Annotated in this window: 16 protein-coding genes; 2 read left to right on the top strand and 14 right to left on the bottom strand. The window is 38.6% G+C overall.

Going from position 1 to position 17,188, the window contains the following annotated elements; translation table 11 throughout:
- Positions 1-9: 9 nt before the first annotated feature.
- From MKY45_RS05125 to fni, 11 genes are all read right to left on the bottom strand, one after another.
- Positions 10-477 carry a tripartite tricarboxylate transporter TctB family protein gene (locus MKY45_RS05125; RefSeq protein ID WP_338112844.1) on the bottom strand — a complete coding sequence of 156 codons (468 nt, stop codon included), beginning with the start codon at positions 475-477 and terminating at the stop codon, positions 10-12.
- A 69-nt stretch (positions 478-546) separates the two neighbouring features.
- A complete protein-coding gene (locus MKY45_RS05120; protein WP_042532252.1) occupies positions 547-1,569 on the bottom strand; it encodes a tripartite tricarboxylate transporter substrate binding protein in 1,023 nt (340 codons plus the stop codon).
- A gap of 233 nt (positions 1,570-1,802) precedes the next feature.
- The gene (locus MKY45_RS05115; protein WP_341172633.1) at positions 1,803-2,477 is read right to left on the bottom strand and encodes a response regulator; all 675 of its coding nucleotides are present in this window, start codon (positions 2,475-2,477) and stop codon (positions 1,803-1,805) included.
- Positions 2,478-2,484: 7 nt separating this feature from the next.
- A complete protein-coding gene (locus MKY45_RS05110) occupies positions 2,485-3,975 on the bottom strand; it encodes an ATP-binding protein (RefSeq protein ID WP_244882370.1) in 1,491 nt (496 codons plus the stop codon).
- 357 nt (positions 3,976-4,332) lie between these two features.
- Positions 4,333-5,358, bottom strand: coding sequence for an iron chelate uptake ABC transporter family permease subunit (locus MKY45_RS05105; protein ID WP_042536012.1), 1,026 nt, complete (start codon positions 5,356-5,358; stop codon positions 4,333-4,335).
- A 34-nt stretch (positions 5,359-5,392) separates the two neighbouring features.
- The gene (locus tag MKY45_RS05100; protein ID WP_042536011.1) at positions 5,393-6,382 is read right to left on the bottom strand and encodes an ABC transporter permease; all 990 of its coding nucleotides are present in this window, start codon (positions 6,380-6,382) and stop codon (positions 5,393-5,395) included.
- 44 nt (positions 6,383-6,426) lie between these two features.
- Positions 6,427-7,470 carry a siderophore ABC transporter substrate-binding protein gene (locus tag MKY45_RS05095; protein ID WP_341172632.1) on the bottom strand — a complete coding sequence of 348 codons (1,044 nt, stop codon included), beginning with the start codon at positions 7,468-7,470 and terminating at the stop codon, positions 6,427-6,429.
- Between the two features lie 575 nt (positions 7,471-8,045).
- Complete coding sequence (locus MKY45_RS05090; protein ID WP_042532246.1) at positions 8,046-8,825, bottom strand: iron ABC transporter ATP-binding protein; 780 nt, start codon at positions 8,823-8,825, stop codon at positions 8,046-8,048.
- 420 nt (positions 8,826-9,245) lie between these two features.
- Positions 9,246-9,962 (bottom strand): DsbA family oxidoreductase, encoded by a 717-nt coding sequence (locus MKY45_RS05085; RefSeq protein ID WP_256705759.1) that lies wholly within the window; start codon positions 9,960-9,962, stop codon positions 9,246-9,248.
- Between the two features lie 73 nt (positions 9,963-10,035).
- A complete protein-coding gene (locus MKY45_RS05080; RefSeq protein ID WP_042532242.1) occupies positions 10,036-10,488 on the bottom strand; it encodes a DUF2188 domain-containing protein in 453 nt (150 codons plus the stop codon).
- Positions 10,489-11,329: 841 nt separating this feature from the next.
- Positions 11,330-12,379: a type 2 isopentenyl-diphosphate Delta-isomerase gene (gene fni, locus MKY45_RS05075; RefSeq protein WP_256705757.1), complete on the bottom strand. Its 1,050-nt coding sequence runs from the start codon at positions 12,377-12,379 to the stop codon at positions 11,330-11,332.
- 281 nt (positions 12,380-12,660) lie between these two features.
- On the opposite strand from fni, the gene MKY45_RS05070 reads away from it, so the two are divergent.
- Positions 12,661-13,203 (top strand): HD domain-containing protein, encoded by a 543-nt coding sequence (locus tag MKY45_RS05070; protein ID WP_256705756.1) that lies wholly within the window; start codon positions 12,661-12,663, stop codon positions 13,201-13,203.
- Between the two features lie 60 nt (positions 13,204-13,263).
- Here the strand turns inward: MKY45_RS05070 and MKY45_RS05065 are convergent, their stop codons facing one another.
- The 3 genes from MKY45_RS05065 to MKY45_RS05055 all read right to left on the bottom strand — a co-directional run bounded on the left by MKY45_RS05065 (position 13,264) and on the right by MKY45_RS05055 (position 15,647).
- Entirely contained in the window at positions 13,264-14,088 is an 825-nt protein-coding gene (locus tag MKY45_RS05065; RefSeq protein ID WP_256705755.1) for an aldo/keto reductase, read from the bottom strand.
- 163 nt (positions 14,089-14,251) lie between these two features.
- The gene (locus tag MKY45_RS05060) at positions 14,252-14,812 is read right to left on the bottom strand and encodes a DNA-3-methyladenine glycosylase I (RefSeq protein WP_341172631.1); all 561 of its coding nucleotides are present in this window, start codon (positions 14,810-14,812) and stop codon (positions 14,252-14,254) included.
- Entirely contained in the window at positions 14,805-15,647 is an 843-nt protein-coding gene (locus tag MKY45_RS05055) for a sulfurtransferase (protein WP_341172630.1), read from the bottom strand. Before MKY45_RS05055 ends, MKY45_RS05060 begins: the two co-directional genes overlap by 8 nt.
- Before the next feature lie 300 nt (positions 15,648-15,947).
- On the opposite strand from MKY45_RS05055, the gene pepT reads away from it, so the two are divergent.
- Positions 15,948-17,183, top strand: coding sequence for a peptidase T (gene pepT / locus MKY45_RS05050; protein ID WP_256705752.1), 1,236 nt, complete (start codon positions 15,948-15,950; stop codon positions 17,181-17,183).
- The last annotated feature ends 5 nt before the right edge of the window (positions 17,184-17,188 follow it).

The following is a 17,188-nucleotide window of genomic DNA, read 5'->3' as shown; positions in this document are numbered from 1 at the left end:
CCTCCCTCTTTATAAAGGTAAGATTCCTGATGGTAAAGATATCTGTAATAGCGAAGTAAAAACAAAATAAATAAAAGCCGAAAATGCAATAGAGACAATACCATTAACGATATGGCTTCTATACCCTAAAAACAGCGAACAGAAAAAAATAAAAAGTGCTGATACCAAAATAAACCCGAGTATTTCTAAAAGGAAAATATATATAAATATGAGTGCGCCAACGCCGAGAAGCATCCCGATTTCTTTTTTAGGTATATTTCTTTTTTGTCGCTGCGCTTCTGTCTCATTATCCTTTGAAAAAAATAATAATATTGCTAAAAAGACTAACAGCCACCCCAAGGCTTTTGGAATAACATCCGCATCTACCTCCGTATAAGCGTAGGACGGCAGCTGATACGAGAAAATCAAATAGACAATAGCAATAACGAGCAACACCAGACTTACCCGGCTGTTTATTGACTTTAACAATGCAATCACCTCAAATCCAATTAATTGGCGGCAAAGCCAATGAAACAGATGGATACCGAATCATTGGCTTTGCGCATCTTATTCGTTATTTAAACCTAAATCATCTAACAATACTTGCACCTGTTCTTTTTGTTCATCCAAGAATGCCTTGTATTCCTCATGCCCCATGTATTCTTCATCCCAGCCAAACTGGTCGCGAATCTCTGCGAATGCTTCTGAATCACTCAACTCCTTAAATTTATCCTCATAATAAGCAATCGAAGCTTCATCCATTCCTGGAGGTCCAAAGAAGCCTCTCCAGTTAACAAACGTTTCATCAATTCCTTGTTCTATTGCCGTTGGGAAATCCTCGATAACCTCTCCTTCTAATCTTTCAGGAGCAGTAATACCCAGTACTTTAATATTGTCTGCCTTTACTTGCTCTACCGTCTCAGCCATCCCTGTAGAATATACATCGACACTGCCATTCAGCAATTGCGTAAGTGATTCTCCATCTTGCGCAGAAACATATCTGATTTTTGTTATATCTACCCCTGCAGCTTTTGCAATCTGTACAAATTGGATATGATCCATACTTCCCGGAGCTGATTCACCAACAACGGTTACACTTTCCGGATCCTCTTTCATATCCTCGAACAGATCATTTAAATCATCCCATTCCGCATCTTCCCGAACTGCAAATGCGCCATAATCAGCAATTAGATTCGATAGCGGTGTAAAGTCTTCATGACCGTATTCCGATTGCCCATTCAATGGAATCAATATAATCGGCGGGGAGGCAACAAATAACTTATGCGGATCTCCTTCATAATTAGCGATATAGGACCATCCTACAGCTCCGCCGCCGCCAGTTTTATTCACAACACCGATATTCTCTTCAATCATTCCTTCTTCACCCAATACTTTAGCAACCATTCTCGCAGTCGTATCCCAGCCGCCCCCTGCTCCGGCCGGTGCCACAATTTCTATGCTTTCTTCCGGCTCCCAGCTTCCGCCTTCTCCTGAATCACCTGATTCGCCAGCATCTGCATCATCACTGTTTCCACAAGCAGCTAGTACGATAATAAAAAAGAATAAGGCAATAAGTAACAACTTTTTCATTCTTCTTTCTCCCCTTTTATGAATTTATTTTCTGTCTTAAAAACACTATAGAGGATGCATCACATTTATGTAAACGTTTTCAAAATTAATCACAATGATTTCTTTCTGTTTATTTTGTTCATTTCGTTCACGCTATCCATTTGTTTTAAAAAGAAAAAAATTGCAGAGGAAGCTGCCCTGCAATTTTTTTCATATAAACTGCCGTAAAACTTCAGCTTAAGTGAAGTTTTGTTTTATAACCAATAATATCTGCGCTCCGGTCTGCCAACAGCCCCATATGCCAAGTCTGCCTTTATTTCTCCCAAAGAAGTAAGATATTCCAGATAACGCCGGGCTGTTGTGCGGGAAACACCTATGTGCTCTCCCATTTTCTCTGCTGCTACTCCTTCTTTAGTTTGATCAATCTTTTTTTTAATTTTATTTAAGGTTAAAGGATCAATTCCTTTTGGTGTCCGCTGCGCTTCTATTTCTATACTTCCTTTTAACCCAAAATGATTATCTAAAAAATGCTGATTAACCGTCTCCTCATTACTAAAACGCTCATTAAATAACTGGTAGCGTTTAATGGACTCAATGAGCCTCTCCTGTTTAATCGGCTTAATCATATAATCAAAAACACCCTTACGAACTGTCCGCTGAATCATATTTTTTTCGGATGCAGCTGAAATAATAATGGCATCAATTTCTCCTTGGATTTTTCGTAATTCCTCTAAAATCTCCAAGCCTGAAATATCTGGAATATAGAGATCCAGAATTACCAGATCAATTGGATATTTTTCTGCAAATCCAATTGCTTCTTTTCCATTTAATGCTTTGCCAACCAATTTTACATTGTCGAGATGTTCGATGAATTCACTGTGAATCTCAGCGATACGATAATCATCTTCTACTATCAGCGTTTGTATCATACATTCATCACCCCGTCTTTTTCGCCTGTTGCTTGGGAATAAATATGGTGAAAATGGTTCCCTCAGCCAGATTACTTTTGACTTCAATTCTGCCGTTTAGATTTTCAATTGTTTCCTTAACCATAGCTAATCCATACCCGCGCGTTGTTTTATCCTTTGTGGAGAATCTGCGGTGAAAAATACGATGGATATCTTTTTTACCAATTCCAACTCCATTATCAGCTACTTCAAAAATATAGTCATGACCGATATCCGTTGAGAAAAACTGGACCGTTCCGTTTTCTGTCTCTCTCACAGCATCCAGAGCGTTATCAATCACATTGCCTAAAATAGTAATCAAATTTGTCGGTTCAATATAATCTGCCATTTCGGACAGGGAACTATAATCATCAATCAGGAAATTAATTTTTAACTCGGAGGCTTTCCCTATCTTTCCTAATAAAATAGCCTGTATCGTTTTATCGCTGATTTGGTCGTATACGATTTTATTTTGCGTTTCTACCGTCTGTGTCTCTTTTTGAATCAATTCAATTGCTTCTTCAAAATTTCCAAGCTGGAGCATCCCTGAAAGTACATAAAGCCGGTTCGTATATTCATGCGTCTGTGCTCTGAGTTCTTCGGAATAACTTCTTACTTCTCCTAAGGTATCAATGATTTCTTTCAATTCTGTTTTATCACGAAAACTTAATACAGCCCCCCTTACTTGGTTCTGATTATAAATGGGAACCATATTAAATATGATATGCCGATCATTTACTTCCACTTGCTTATTACGGCATACTTGTCCGTTTTTAATCAGTGAGGATAATGGAAGCTCGGGCAGAACTTTTGAAATTGGCTGATTAAAAAATGCCTTTTGCTTGCCGCTGAGCAATTTCTCAGCAGATTGGTTCATTAATTGAATGACTCCATCTTCATTAACTGCAATCATTCCCTCGTGAATCGCTGAAAGAATAGCATTCCTCTCACGATACAAAGAAGTTATTTTATGAGGTTCAAATCCCATTAATTGACCGCGAATATTTCGAGTCAGCAGCAGTCCGCCGATTGTTCCCACAAATAGTACAATGACAGAAGGCAGAATTAATTTTTTAATATTTGATAAAATCGTTGCATTAATATCTTTTATCATATATCCGACAGAAACAACACCAACAATGTCACCTTCATAATTCCAGACAGGTGTCTTTCCCCTTAAAGATGGTCCCAGACTTCCTTCTGCGCGCGAAACATAGGATTCACCATCTATAAGCGCCGCATCATTATCGCCTCCTACCATGTTTTTGCCCAGCTTATCCTGATCCGGATGAGAATAACGAATCCCTTCCGTATTTCCGATAACAATAAATTCAGCCCCTGTTAATTTCCTCATTTCTTCAGCGATCGGCTGTATCGTTTCCTCAGGTGATGCTTGTGAAAAACCTTCACGAATGGAAGGTATATTTGCTACCATTTGCGCTGTTTGTAAAGCTTGTTCACCAATTTCCTCCTCCGTCATTTCTACTTCCATATAGCTGTAAAAAGCCGTTAGTAATATGGTTACAAATAAGATTAGTCCAATAATAAGTACAAGAATCTTGGTGAGTAGATTTACTTGGTTTAACCGGTTTATGATTATAATCACCTCCTATGGTAAGCGTTTACTATATTATTTATTATACTACCTTTATTTGTACTATCTACATTTTCTAAAAATTAAAATAAGAAAAGAGAGCATTTTTTACCAAAAAGTTCTATTTATAGAATGTCCCCATAGACAGACCGCACAAAAAATCCTCAAACCTGTTGAAAGCAATCACATACTGCTTTTAACAGGTTTGAGGATATAAAATATGAATAAACTTAAATTTATTTATCATAACGTCTTTCTCTTTAAGATAATAATTAAAAATGTTAGCCCGCCAGCAATTTCAATAATAATGGAAACGACGCCCTGCGCATTAAATACATGGTTCATAATAAAATATGCACCAGTTAATACCAAGAAACCAATAGCAAGAGCCATAGGAAAAATATATCTGTGGTCATACGTCTGTGCTAACTGATAACTCAACGTTGCAACCAAAAAACCAAAGAAAGTAAGCGGTCCAACTAAAGCCGTTGAGATGGACATTAAAATAGAAACTAGTACAAGAACATAAATGATACTAAATTTATGATTCAATCCTAATGAACTAGAAATCTCTTTTCCGAGCGATAATACATTCAATCGCTTAGAATACGCAAGAAGAAGAACTGCTACGATGATGACAATCGGAATCGCAATCGGAAAATATGCTGCATCCGCATTATTAACAGATCCAAACAGCTTTGCCTGTAAAATATCAAACTCGGAAGGCGCAAGCAGTTTTCTCATAAACGTTGATAAAGACCTTAGTCCTGTTCCAATAATGATACCGACCAAAAGCATAAGTTGTAAATTTCCATACTTTCCGGAAAGTAACCACCCATACAGTATCAAACACATCGCGACCATAATAGCTACTTGAAATAAAAACGATCCAGTACCCATATAACCTATAAATGCCGTGGTACCAAAGAAAAACATGGTACTCGTATGTATTGTGGAGTAAAGTGCTTCAAATCCTAAAAGCGAAGGAGTGATCACCCGATTATTCGTAATCGATTGGAATGCAACGGTCGCCAGACTCTGACAAACTGCAGCAATAATCATGGAAACAATAGCTACCATTCTTCTTTTAGCAACTGGGATAAAGGAAGGGGAGTCTACTGGAACCGGGTTATTATAAACTAAAAGTCCATACGAAGAAAGAATGCCTAATCCAATAAGCGTTATCAACAGTATCCAATAACGTCTTTCCTCCTTTTTAGAACGAAAAGCTTTAGATGGTTTATCATTTTTAAGAAGGCTAGAATTCATTTTGACATTTTTTTCATTAGTATATTCCAATTCGTTATCCCAGCCTCCTTCTTCTTAATAAAATAACAATAAATACAACTGCGCCCACCGTTCCAAGTATCAAGGATACAGGTACTTCAAATGGCATGATAACGGTGCGGGATATAATATCAGCGGCGGTTAGAGCCGCCATTCCGGACACACATACCCATGGCAGGTTACTTCTTAAATCATCGCCTCTAAACATGGAAACAATATTTGGTACAATCAAACCTAAAAATGGTAAGTTTCCAATAACAGCGGCAACAATTCCAACTGCAACAGCAATAAGAGCCGTACCAACAAGAACAATTGTATTATAACTTACTCCAAGGCTTTTTGTAACATCCTCCCCTAATCCAGCTAGTGTCAGTCTATTAGCATAGATAAAAATAAGAAAAGTAACTACAACAATCAGCCATAAATATTCATATCTTCCAACCTGAATCGATGCAAAAGAACCTACAAACCAGGTTTCAACACTTTGTGACATTTGAAAAACGAGCCCGACAAACGTGGAAACTGCTGAAATAACTGCGCCAAGCATAATCCCAATAATCGGAACAATTAAAGACGAACGAAGTTTAACTCTTCTCAAAAACAAAAAGAAAACCATCGTTCCTATAAAGGAAAAAATGATTGCTCCAGTCATTCTTTCAACTAAAGATGGTGCGGGAATTAATAAATAAACGAAAACCAACCCCAAGCCTGCCCATTCAATCGTTCCTGTTGTGGTAGGTTCAACTAAACGATTCTGTGTAATAAGCTGCATGACGAGTCCAGACATTGCCATTGCAGCCCCAGTAAGCATGAGTGCAGCTGTCCTTGGGATACGGGTAATGAAAAACATATCCATTCCATCTTCGCGTCCCCGTATGTCATAAACTCCGACAGACATGGAAATAACGCCTAAAATAATAACAATGAGGATTGCTAATATAAAAGGCTTTGTCCATATTTTTTGATGATTAGAATGCAGGGGCTGAGAATTCCCAGCCCCAAACATTTTTTGTTTTGTATTTTTAAGCACTATAGTTATACCCCTCTAAATTACTCTGCTAAAGTTTCTGCAAGATCTTCAAATAATTTAGTAAATGTTTGTATAGATTCATTTGTATACGTGTCTTCCGGTGCATAAACGATTTGTCCTTCAGAAACAGCTTTTGTGTTTTGAAGAGCAGGTGCATTATCGATTACATCTTGAGCAGGACTTGCTTCTTCTTCAGATGATACAGCAGCATCACGGTCCATGACGAAAAGCCAATCAGGATCGGTTTCTGCAATAGCCTCAACAGAAACATCATCACCTTGGTGATCTGCAGAAGCTTGATCAATTTCTAACGCCGGTGTCCAATCGAAAATATCATATAATGGGCCCCAAACCCGGCCGGAATGAGGAGCTGCAAAATTAATATCTCCTCCAGATACTATAACACTCATGATTGTATCTGTCCCGTTATAAGCTGATTTAGCATCTTCAATGGATTGTTCAAAATCAGCTATTAATTGTTCAGCTTCTTCGTTTTTATCAAAAATTTGTCCAAGAGAGATTGTAATATCTTTAAATCCGTTCTCTAAATTTTCTCCGGGTGTGTCAGCTTCCTCAGAAACATCAAAATTAAGATCAATAACTGCTGCATCTGGCACTAATTCTTTTATATCTTCATAAAATCCTCCAAACCTTTGGCCCACAATAACAAGATCAGGATCTGCAGCTGCGATAAGTTCAAGATTTGGTTCACGATGATTTCCTATATTTTCAATTGATTCATCACTTGCATAAGGTATATCCTCAGGTATTAAATCTCTTGGAGCAGCAGCTAATTCAACTCCCCAATCAGATAATGTTTCAAACGTTCTATTATCTAAAGCTACCACGTTCTCTGGATTTACTGGAACTTCAACGGTTCCGTGAGCATCCGTAATTTCAACCGTTGCATCTTCAGAAGAACCCTCCGTTTCAGCAGACTCATTCCCTTGGTCATCGGCTTCTTCGTTTCCACTGCCTGAATCGGAGCAAGCAGCCAACACCAAAGCAAAAATTGCGAATATTGCTATAATAAACGTTGACTTAAAAAAGTTTGATTTTCTCATTTCTCCTACCTCTTCCCCTATGTATATTTTTTTGATGAGCAGACTATTGGATTGATTAAATCAATACCCGCATTATATTTTGCGCTTGATTTAAAAAAATAATTCCTGTTTTACTATAGTGCATTGATATAACCTAACACATTGATAATGATAATCAATCTCAATTAGCTTGTTTAAAGTATATCAAATAAAAAAACATTGTCAACTGTATTTTTTAATCTTATCTCTTGTACGATTATCACCAATTAAAAATTCCATTATTCTCGTTTTATTCTCAACTGCAATTGCGCCAATCCAGATGAGAATAATTACTAAAACAATGGAAAGAAACCGCTTAAACACGATTTTCATGAGAATGTGCAACTATTTGGTTGAAAAACGATGTTTCAACATCATCGGCATGCGTACTCCTGACAAAAGGAGTACGCATGGATCAAATCAATCGTTTTCAAGCAGCTGCACCTGCTCAAGTTAAGTTATACTAGCAAAGATATATTCATTGAGAAAGCATAAGGTTTGGACATTTTTAAGAAAGCAATTATTGGATTTACCCATCATATATAGGGTTTAAACAATTAGCCGCTTTTACTTATATGTGAGTCAAAGTATACACAAAAACGACAGCCGTTTTGCATATGGACCGGAATATGCATATCATAGATTTCGTTTAATGCTTCTGAATTAATGATTTCATGTGTCGGACCGTTTTTTACCAGGCGCCCCTCTTTTAAAGCTACAATCTGATCTGAATAAACCGAAGCAAAGTTAATATCATGCAATACAATCACAACTGTTTTCCCCAGCTCATCGACAAGCTTGCGTAATATTTTCATAATCTGTACAGAATGCTTCATATCCAAATTATTCAACGGCTCATCCAATAAAATATATTCCGTGTCTTGGGCAATAACCATGGAAATAAACGCACGTTGCTTTTGACCGCCAGACAGCTCATCTAAGAATTTATGCTGGATATCTGTTAAATTCAAATATTCAATGGCTTGATCGACAATCCGATTATCTTCTTCATTTAAACGGCCTTTCGAATAAGGATAACGGCCAAAGGATACTAATTGGCGAATCGTCAGTTTCACAGTGAAAAAATTCGCTTGTCTTAAAATGGCAATGCGCTTCGCAAATTCATTTGATTTCATATTCTTTACATTGTTTTGGTCCAGTAATACATCTCCTGTGTCTGCATCAAGCAAACGGCTTACCATGGAAAGCAGCGTTGATTTCCCTGCACCGTTTGGTCCGATAAACGATGTAATTTTATTAGGCTGAATTTGAACCGATATATCATTTACGATAGATTTATTCCCATATTTCTTTGTCAATCCTTTAATATCAATCATGTCATCGCCCTACTTTCTTTAAGTATTAAATAATAAAATAGAAGTATGTGAAAAAAGGATAGCTAATGTAGTTAAGTGTAAAGCTTCATTAAATATAAGGCATTTCCACCAAAAATACATCAACCTTTCTTATCCTGAAATTTTACTTAAATTAATCTAGATAATAATTATTATCAAGTTCTAATTGTTCTAAATAAGAATGATATTCATTATCAATTAGATAACAATACCTAGTATATCAAATTTTCAGCCATCGTCAATGGCTGATTTATGTAAATATGACGATAATCAAAAAAACTGCCGTTTCCGGCAGTTTTTTTGATTATTCTGTTCAATTTTTCGTCAAATTTATTGATAATAGTTCGTTCAATCAGGGTACTCCCATTCATTTACAGGTATATATGGAATAGATTACTACGTTTATTTTTTCTCACAACCATCACCTGTACAATAGGAGGTTTTATTCTCATTTGGGTTCAATGATTGCAAAACAGGCGTTTCCTGTTCTTCCTGCCACACCTTTTCAAGTACCTGTGTAAAAGCTTCTTCTGGCTGTGCACCGGACACGGCATATTTTTCATTAAAAACAAAGAAAGGAACACCCTGGACACCAAGCTGCTTTGCCAAATCTATATCTTCATTGACTTTATTACGGAATTTACAGCTGTCCAATACATTTTCAACACACTCTCTCTCCAAACCCACTTCTTCCGCTAACTGAATCAGTGTCTTTTTATCACTCAACTGTTCGGAATCAGTAAAATAGGCTTGAAAAAAACGTTCTGTCAGTTCCGCTTCCTTTCCATTCTCGGCAGCTAATTTAGCAACTCGATGCGCGTCAAATGTATTCCCGTATTTCATCGTATCAAAGCGGTAGGTCAAGCCTACTTCTGCTGCCTGCTCCGCTACCTGTTTATTCATTTCATATACTTGTTCTAAAGACATTCCCTTCAGCTCAGAAAAAGTTTCTGCGAAGTTCTTTCCCGGAAGATGCTGTGCATCCGGATCAAGCTGGTAGCTTCTAAACTGAACTGCTACTTGTTCACGATGTGTGAATTTCTCCAAGGCATGTTCAAACCGGCGTTTTCCGATATAACAAAAAGGACATACAAAATCAGACCAAATTTCAACTTTCATTTATGTTCACCTCAATTTCCTCACTTATTTTAGCATAAGGAAACCTGGGAACAAAGTAATCTGCATTCCTTCTTTAGTCATATTTGCGAGTCTCTTCAACCGTCCCATCTGCACGATAAACCGTCAGGGAGGTTCCTTTATTTTTAGCAATATCTTTCGCTCTTTTCACCGCTTCCTCTTTTGTATCAAATCGTTCACTTGCCTGACTGGAACCGGAAGAGCCGACAGCCCATCCTTCTTCCTGCTTATAGACTTCCTCTCCCTCCTCCAGCCGCTCCGGATTATTTGTTTTTTCTTTTCCTTCCTTTGAGCGCTGGGTCGGTTTTCCGCCTTTTTCATAGCTTTGAATTTCTTCTTTATCCGCGTTCTTATACCATTCTTTAGCCTGCTCCGTAGCTATTGGAATTGCCCTGTTCTCCTTATAGCCATCATCCAGCATTGAATTTGCGATATCAATGGCCTTTTTACGGACAGGTTTTTCTAGGTTTTTCATTGAGCTTGGATAATCATTCATTGTCCAAACCATTAAAATGCCTCCTTTTTCCGTAGTGTAAGTAGCTGTAAGGGTCATTTTATAAGGACTTTTCCCTTTTCAAAACACATTAAACATTTTTATAACCAATTATTTCTTCTAAAACGTCACTTGGCCTTTAAGCATCGGTGTTCTTGCTGTATGGTAACATGTTCCGCCAAGATTCCTTTCTGTGCATCGAAGCGATTCCCTGTATTTCATATCCATACTGTCATGATTGGGTTGTTCAGACGAAAGCTGCTATTTCATTCAGCTCATTAAAATCTTATTTCTTTCATTCGCTGTAGAATCCTATCAGAGCGCAGGCCAACCACGTAGACTCCTAAGTGGTTTGCAGGCTAAACCCGTGACTCCTGTCACAACGCCTGCACTTGCACGTCCTGGGACTGCGATTACTCGTCCCATCGAAAACATTTGTACGTCGGAAAGCGGAGTGGTTGGCCGGAGCGGAGCTATGCACCATCACCAATTCCAAAAAGGCCGGATATTTCATCAAAATGCAAGCATGGTAATGGAGAACATGTTCACCCTGAAATAGCAAGATATATATGCTTATTCTTAGGTGCGAAAGTTGAGTATTTAAGAAAATTCACTAACCTGACAACATTGGTAATCGCAGTCCCAGTCCCAGGGTGAAGATCCAACAGGAAAAAAGTGAATTTCTTTTTTTACCCTTGGGGCATAAGTGCGACTTTAGCTCTGTCTACGCCTCTCGGCTTGCCAATCGCTAAGTCTTCTTTAAAGGAGATGAACTCGGGGGTCACGGGAAGCGGGGTATATTTCCGGGACCTAAAATAAAAAGGCGTGGAATTCTCCACACCTTCTAGCTTGCAAATTATGCATCTAACAGCGATTTTCCATTAATGGATACACGCTTTGTATTTTTTAGTTCATTTAAATCGGCTGCGCCAACGCCAAACATCGTCATCTTCAGCTCTAATTCCAATTGGTCCATTGTCTGAACAACGGCTTCTGCTGATTCTGTGGCTGCCTGGAGCAGATGTCTGGCATACCCGATAATATCTGCCCCAATCGTAATTGCCTTCGCAGCATCCACGCCTGTTTTCATGCCTCCGCTGGCAACTAAAGGCGCTTCAGGAAGCTCACTGCGTACAGTGACCAGACAATCCTTGGTCGGATTTCCCCAGTTATTAAATGCTTCCGCAGCTGCCCGCTTTAATGGGTCCTTCGAGCGCAGCTTTTCCACCTGGCTCCAGGAGGTTCCGCCCGCTCCAGCAACATCAATATAAGAGATGCCCGCATCATACAATCTTTTGGCAGCTTCCCCGTCAATGCCGAATCCTACTTCCTTGACCCCTACTGGCGCTTCCATCTGTTTACAAACCTGTTCAATTTTTGGCAGTAAATCTTTGAAATTCAAATCGCCGCCGTCCTGCACAGCTTCCTGCAATGAATTTAAATGAAGAACGATGGAATCAGCCTCTGTCTTATCAATAATACGCTGGCATTCCTCTGCTCCATAGCCATAATTTAATTGGACAGCGCCAATGTTTACGATTAATGGCACAGTTGGCGCCTGTCTGCGAATAAGGAAAGAATCCTTATGCTGCTCACTTTCTAAAAATGCTCTTGTCGAACCAATTGCCAGTGCCCAGCCTTTTTGCTCTGCCGCTATAGCCAAATTTTGATTGATTGTGGTCGCCAGTTCAGATCCGCCAGTCATGGAACTGACTAGAAATGGCGCCTGCAGCGCTTTGCCTAAAAATGATGTTCTCAATGAAATATCAGCAAAATCAATTTCCGGCAAAGCATTATGAAGAAAGTGAATGCCTTCCAGTCCTGTAGATTTATTTACACCCTCTACGTCTCCTTCCAGACAAAGGCGGATATGTTCTGTTTTACGTTGGTTAATTCCTTTTTCCATGAATGTCCCTCGCTTATCTCAAATTATCAAACTATTTTTTGCAGAGAGTAAAGGCATTTTCAATTATTCGTCCCCCTGCTTTTTAAATAAATATAGGTATGATTTTTTAATTTCCTTCGTTATCTTTACATCTAGTGTACTTGTTTCCTGCAATAATTGAAAGGCAAATGATGCTGTTTCAAAAGTTCACGTTCATTTGTCCTTCATTAAGAAAAAATTCAGTTGATACCTGTATTTTCTGTTATAATAGGACTACTTATTTAAGTTTTTAGGAGGATATAATGAAAAGAGATAATGCAAAAGCTTTTGCCTCAAAAGCACATCAAGGTCAAGCACGTAAAAATTCAAATGAACCGTACATAACCCATCCTGTTCGTGTTGCAGAACGTCTAGAAAAAGAAGGCTGTTCCGATGATTTAATCAGCGCCGGATACTTGCATGATGTTGTTGAGGATACCAATGTCAGCATCGAGGACATTGAACGTCAGTTCGGAAAAGAAATTGCTGACCTTGTTGCTTCTCATACGGAGGATAAATCAAAGTCTTGGTGGGACAGAAAAAAAGCGACAGTGGAACATTTAAAAGATGCTCCAAAGGAAGTGAAATATCTGATTATTGCGGATAAATTAGATAATCTTTTAGAATTGGAAAAAGAGCATCAACAGCTCGGCGATGATATCTGGAAGAACTTTAACGCCGGGTACAAGCAGCAAAAATGGTACAACGAGGCTATCGCAGAAGAAATGTATGCTCATTTATCTCCGGATGAGATTCCTTCTTATTTTAAAGAGTTTGAACAGGCTGTTAAACGTTTTTTCAAATAATAAAGGAAACACCTTCTCTCTTTAAATAAATGAAAGAAGGTGTTTTTTAATTGTAGTTTGTTAACGTGAATTCATTTCATTCGGATGCCATCCGCTGCGAATATTACGATCCAGCGCATCGATTGTTTTTATTTCTTCTTCGTTTAATTCAAAATCAAACACATCCAGGTTAGCTTCGATACGAGAAGGTGTTACTGATTTTGGAATGACAATCAAATCAGACTGTAAGTGCCAGCGCAGAATAACTTGCGCAATGGTTTTCCCTTTGTTCTCAGCAATTTGTTTTAGCGCTTCATCTTTTAAGACATCTTTTCCATTCATGAGAGGGCTGTATGCTTCTACATAAATACCTTTCTCTTTACAAAAGGCACGCAATTCTTTCTGTTGCAAGTATGGGTGGCACTCTACCTGATTTACAGCCGGTACAACCTCACATTCGTCTAGTAAACGTTCTAAATGCTCTATTTCAAAATTACAGACGCCAATCGCTTTTGCTTTGCCGTCTTTATAGATTTTTTCCAACGCTTTATACGTATCGATATATTGATCATGCTCCGGGGTCGGCCAGTGAATCAAATAAAGGTCCACATAGTCTGTACCCAGTCTTTCTAAGCTTGCATCAAAAGCTTTTAAGGTTTCATCATAACCATGATCTGCATTCCACACCTTTGTTGTAAGAAAGATTTCTTCACGAGGGACACCGCTGTTTGCAATTGCTTGTCCAACGCCTTCTTCATTCCCATAAACTTTTGCCGTATCAATGGAACGATAATTTGATTTTAATGCATGCTCCACAGCAGGGATAGCTTTTTCATTTTCTACCTTCCAGACGCCGAAACCAAGCTGCGGCATTTCTAAGCCATTATTAAGTGTAATGTAATTCATATTCCTGGATGACCTCCTGTAAATGATTTTATCTCTGTTTGTTTCACAATAGTCCCTAATGCATTTTTTAGTTTACAATAACAGGCAGATAAAACAAAGGAATGTGCTTGGTTCTATGATAAAGATACGATTCGCTTATAAAAATATCCGGTCAGCTGGCTATTCATCCACTCAAAAAACAATTTTTAGTATGGTCATTTACCATACCTGTCGCTTGCATAAAAGAGTAACAAATCACCGGTCCTACAAAGGAAAATCCTCTCTTTTTCAAATCCTTGCTTAGCTGTTTTGACAAATCTGTTTGAGCAGGCACATCCTCATGCTGTTCCCAATGGTTCACAATTGGTTCTCTGTCAACAAAGCTCCAGATATAATCATCGAATGAACCAAATTCTTTTTGAATCTGCTGGAAGGCCTTTGCATTTTTAATGACAGATTCAATTTTACGCCTGTTCCGGATAATCCCTTCATCCTGCATCAATGCTTCTACTTTTTCATTTGAATAAGCAGCAATAATATCGGCTTCAAAGTTGTCAAAAGCCCGGCGGTAATATTCCCGGCGTTTTAAAATTGTAATCCAGCTTAGTCCTGCCTGTGCCCCTTCTAATGTCAGCATTTCAAATAAATAGCGATCATCCTGAAAAACAGGCCGTCCCCATTCTTCATCGTGATATGCGATATAGACAGGCTCTTCACTGACCCAGGCACAACGTTCCTTATTCATCTTCCTCACCAATAGCGACTTCATTCTTTTCATACGAAATCCAATCGCTGAAGCTGCCTGGATAAAGCTTCACATTTTTAAAACCGGCATTATCCAGAGCCAGAATATTTGGGCATGCCGAAACACCGGAACCACAAGAAACGATAATCTCCGCATCTTTATCTAATTTGGAAAAATGCTCTCTTAACTGTTCCTCGTTTTTCCAAGTACCGTTCTCTTTTAAAACACCCTTCCAAAAATAATTGACCGCTCCCGGAATATGCCCTGCACGAGCATACATCGGTTCCTCGTCACCTAAATATCTTGCAGGTGCTCTGGAATCGATAATCGTTGTTTCTTCAGATTCAAGTTTTTCCTTGACCTCCTCCATATCAACATAGCGATTTTCCTTCTCGTTTCTGCGAAAGATGGTCGGCCGAAGATTGGGAACCGTTGATGTCAGTTCGCCTCCCTCTGCGACCCACCTGTCCAATCCGCCATCAAGAAGGTATACCTTCTCATGACCTAAATAATCAAGCAGCCACCAAAATCGAGGCGCGAACATATCATTTCCCTGATCATACACAACAACTGTTGTATTATTGGAGATACCTAGTTTTCCAAGTTTATTTGCAAATAAATCCCAATCGGGTAAAGGGTGATTTCCGCCATGCTTACCTGCTTTGCCGGATAAATCTCTATTTAAATCCATATAGACAGCACCAGGTAAATGCCCGTGTAAATAAGCTTTTCGCCCAGCATCAGCATCCATTAAATCAAATCGTACATCTACAATAACGACATTATTTTGCGGTAAACGTTTCTTTAATCTCTCTACGCTAATGATGTTTCTCAAAATCTAACCCTCCCATATGCTATTTTTCTAATCATATCATTCCTTATTTATTTTAACAGAAAAAATTTTCTGCAGAAATTAATAATTGAGCTTCATAAAGGGTATTCTTAAACTCTGTTAAACATGTCCACGTCCAGAAACTTTTACTGTTTTAAAGCTTTATACGTTACTTTTTGGACACGCATGAATACGGTTTTTGTGTTGAGTATGGTAAAATATACAAAGCGTTGTAAAATTAGAATAGCAGAAATTTTCGCTTCAAAGGAACAATCAAAAATTTATTTAGAAGGAGCCATTTTGATGAAAGAACAATTAATCAAGCGTTTAGAAACCTATGCAAAAATAGATACCCAATCGGATATGCATTCTCAAGCCACCCCTTCCACTCCAGGTCAGTGGGATTTGATTAAGCTATTGGAGAATGAGCTGAAGGAAGTTGGACTGGAAGAAGTATCTTATGATGAAAATGGTTATTTAATGGCTACATTGCCGGCGAATACGGATAAGGATATCCCGGCTATTGGCTTCTTGGCACATGTCGATACAGCAACAGACTTTACCGGCAAAGGGGTGGCTCCTAAGGTAATCGATTATAAGGGCGGGGATATTGTATTGAATGAAGATTTACAAGTCACCCTTTCTCCAAAAGACTTCCCTGAGCTTTCTAATTATGAGGGGCACCAGCTAATGGTGACTGATGGTACAACTTTACTTGGAGCGGATGATAAGGCAGGCATTGCTGAAATCATGACTGCCATGGAATACCTCATTCATCATCCGGAAATCGAGCATGGAAAAATCCGTATTGCTTTTACTCCTGATGAAGAAATTGGACGCGGGCCGCATAAATTTGATGTAGAACGCTTCGGCTGTGACTATGCGTACACCGTGGATGGCGGCCCTTTAGGTGAATTGCAGTATGAAAGCTTTAATGCCGCAGCTGCCAGAGTGACGTTTTACGGAAACAGTGTTCATCCGGGAACAGCGAAAAACAAAATGGTGAATGCAGGAAAGATGGCTGCGCAATTTATTAATAAATTTCCTGATAAAGAATCTCCCGAGCATACAGAAGGATACGAAGGCTTCTATCATCTTATTTCTGTAGAAGGCGATGTAGAAAAATCAACAGTCTATTACATTGTCCGCGACCATGACCGGGAAAAATTTGAAACACGCAAAGACACCCTTAAAAAGTACGTAGAAGAAATCAGGAACGCATATGGAGAGAATGCTGTAGAGTTAGAAATGAATGATCAATATTATAATATGCGTGAAAAAATTGAACCGGTAAAACATATTATAGATATTGCTGATCAGGCAATGAACAATCTTGATATTAAACCGGTTATTCATCCAGTCCGCGGCGGTACAGACGGTTCACAAATTTCATTTATGGGATTACCGACACCGAACCTGTTCACTGGCGGCGAAAATTTCCATGGCAAGTTTGAGTATATTTCTATCGATAATATGGAAAAAGCAGCAAAAACGATTGTTGAAATCAGCCGTTTGTTTGCAGAAAAAAAAGCAGAATAAGATGA

This window comes from Oceanobacillus sp. FSL K6-0251 (assembly GCF_038004725.1).
GTDB lineage: Bacteria > Bacillota > Bacilli > Bacillales > Amphibacillaceae > Oceanobacillus > Oceanobacillus oncorhynchi.
Note: the sequence above shows the minus strand (reverse complement) of the source record. Positions and strands in the feature narration are given on the sequence as shown.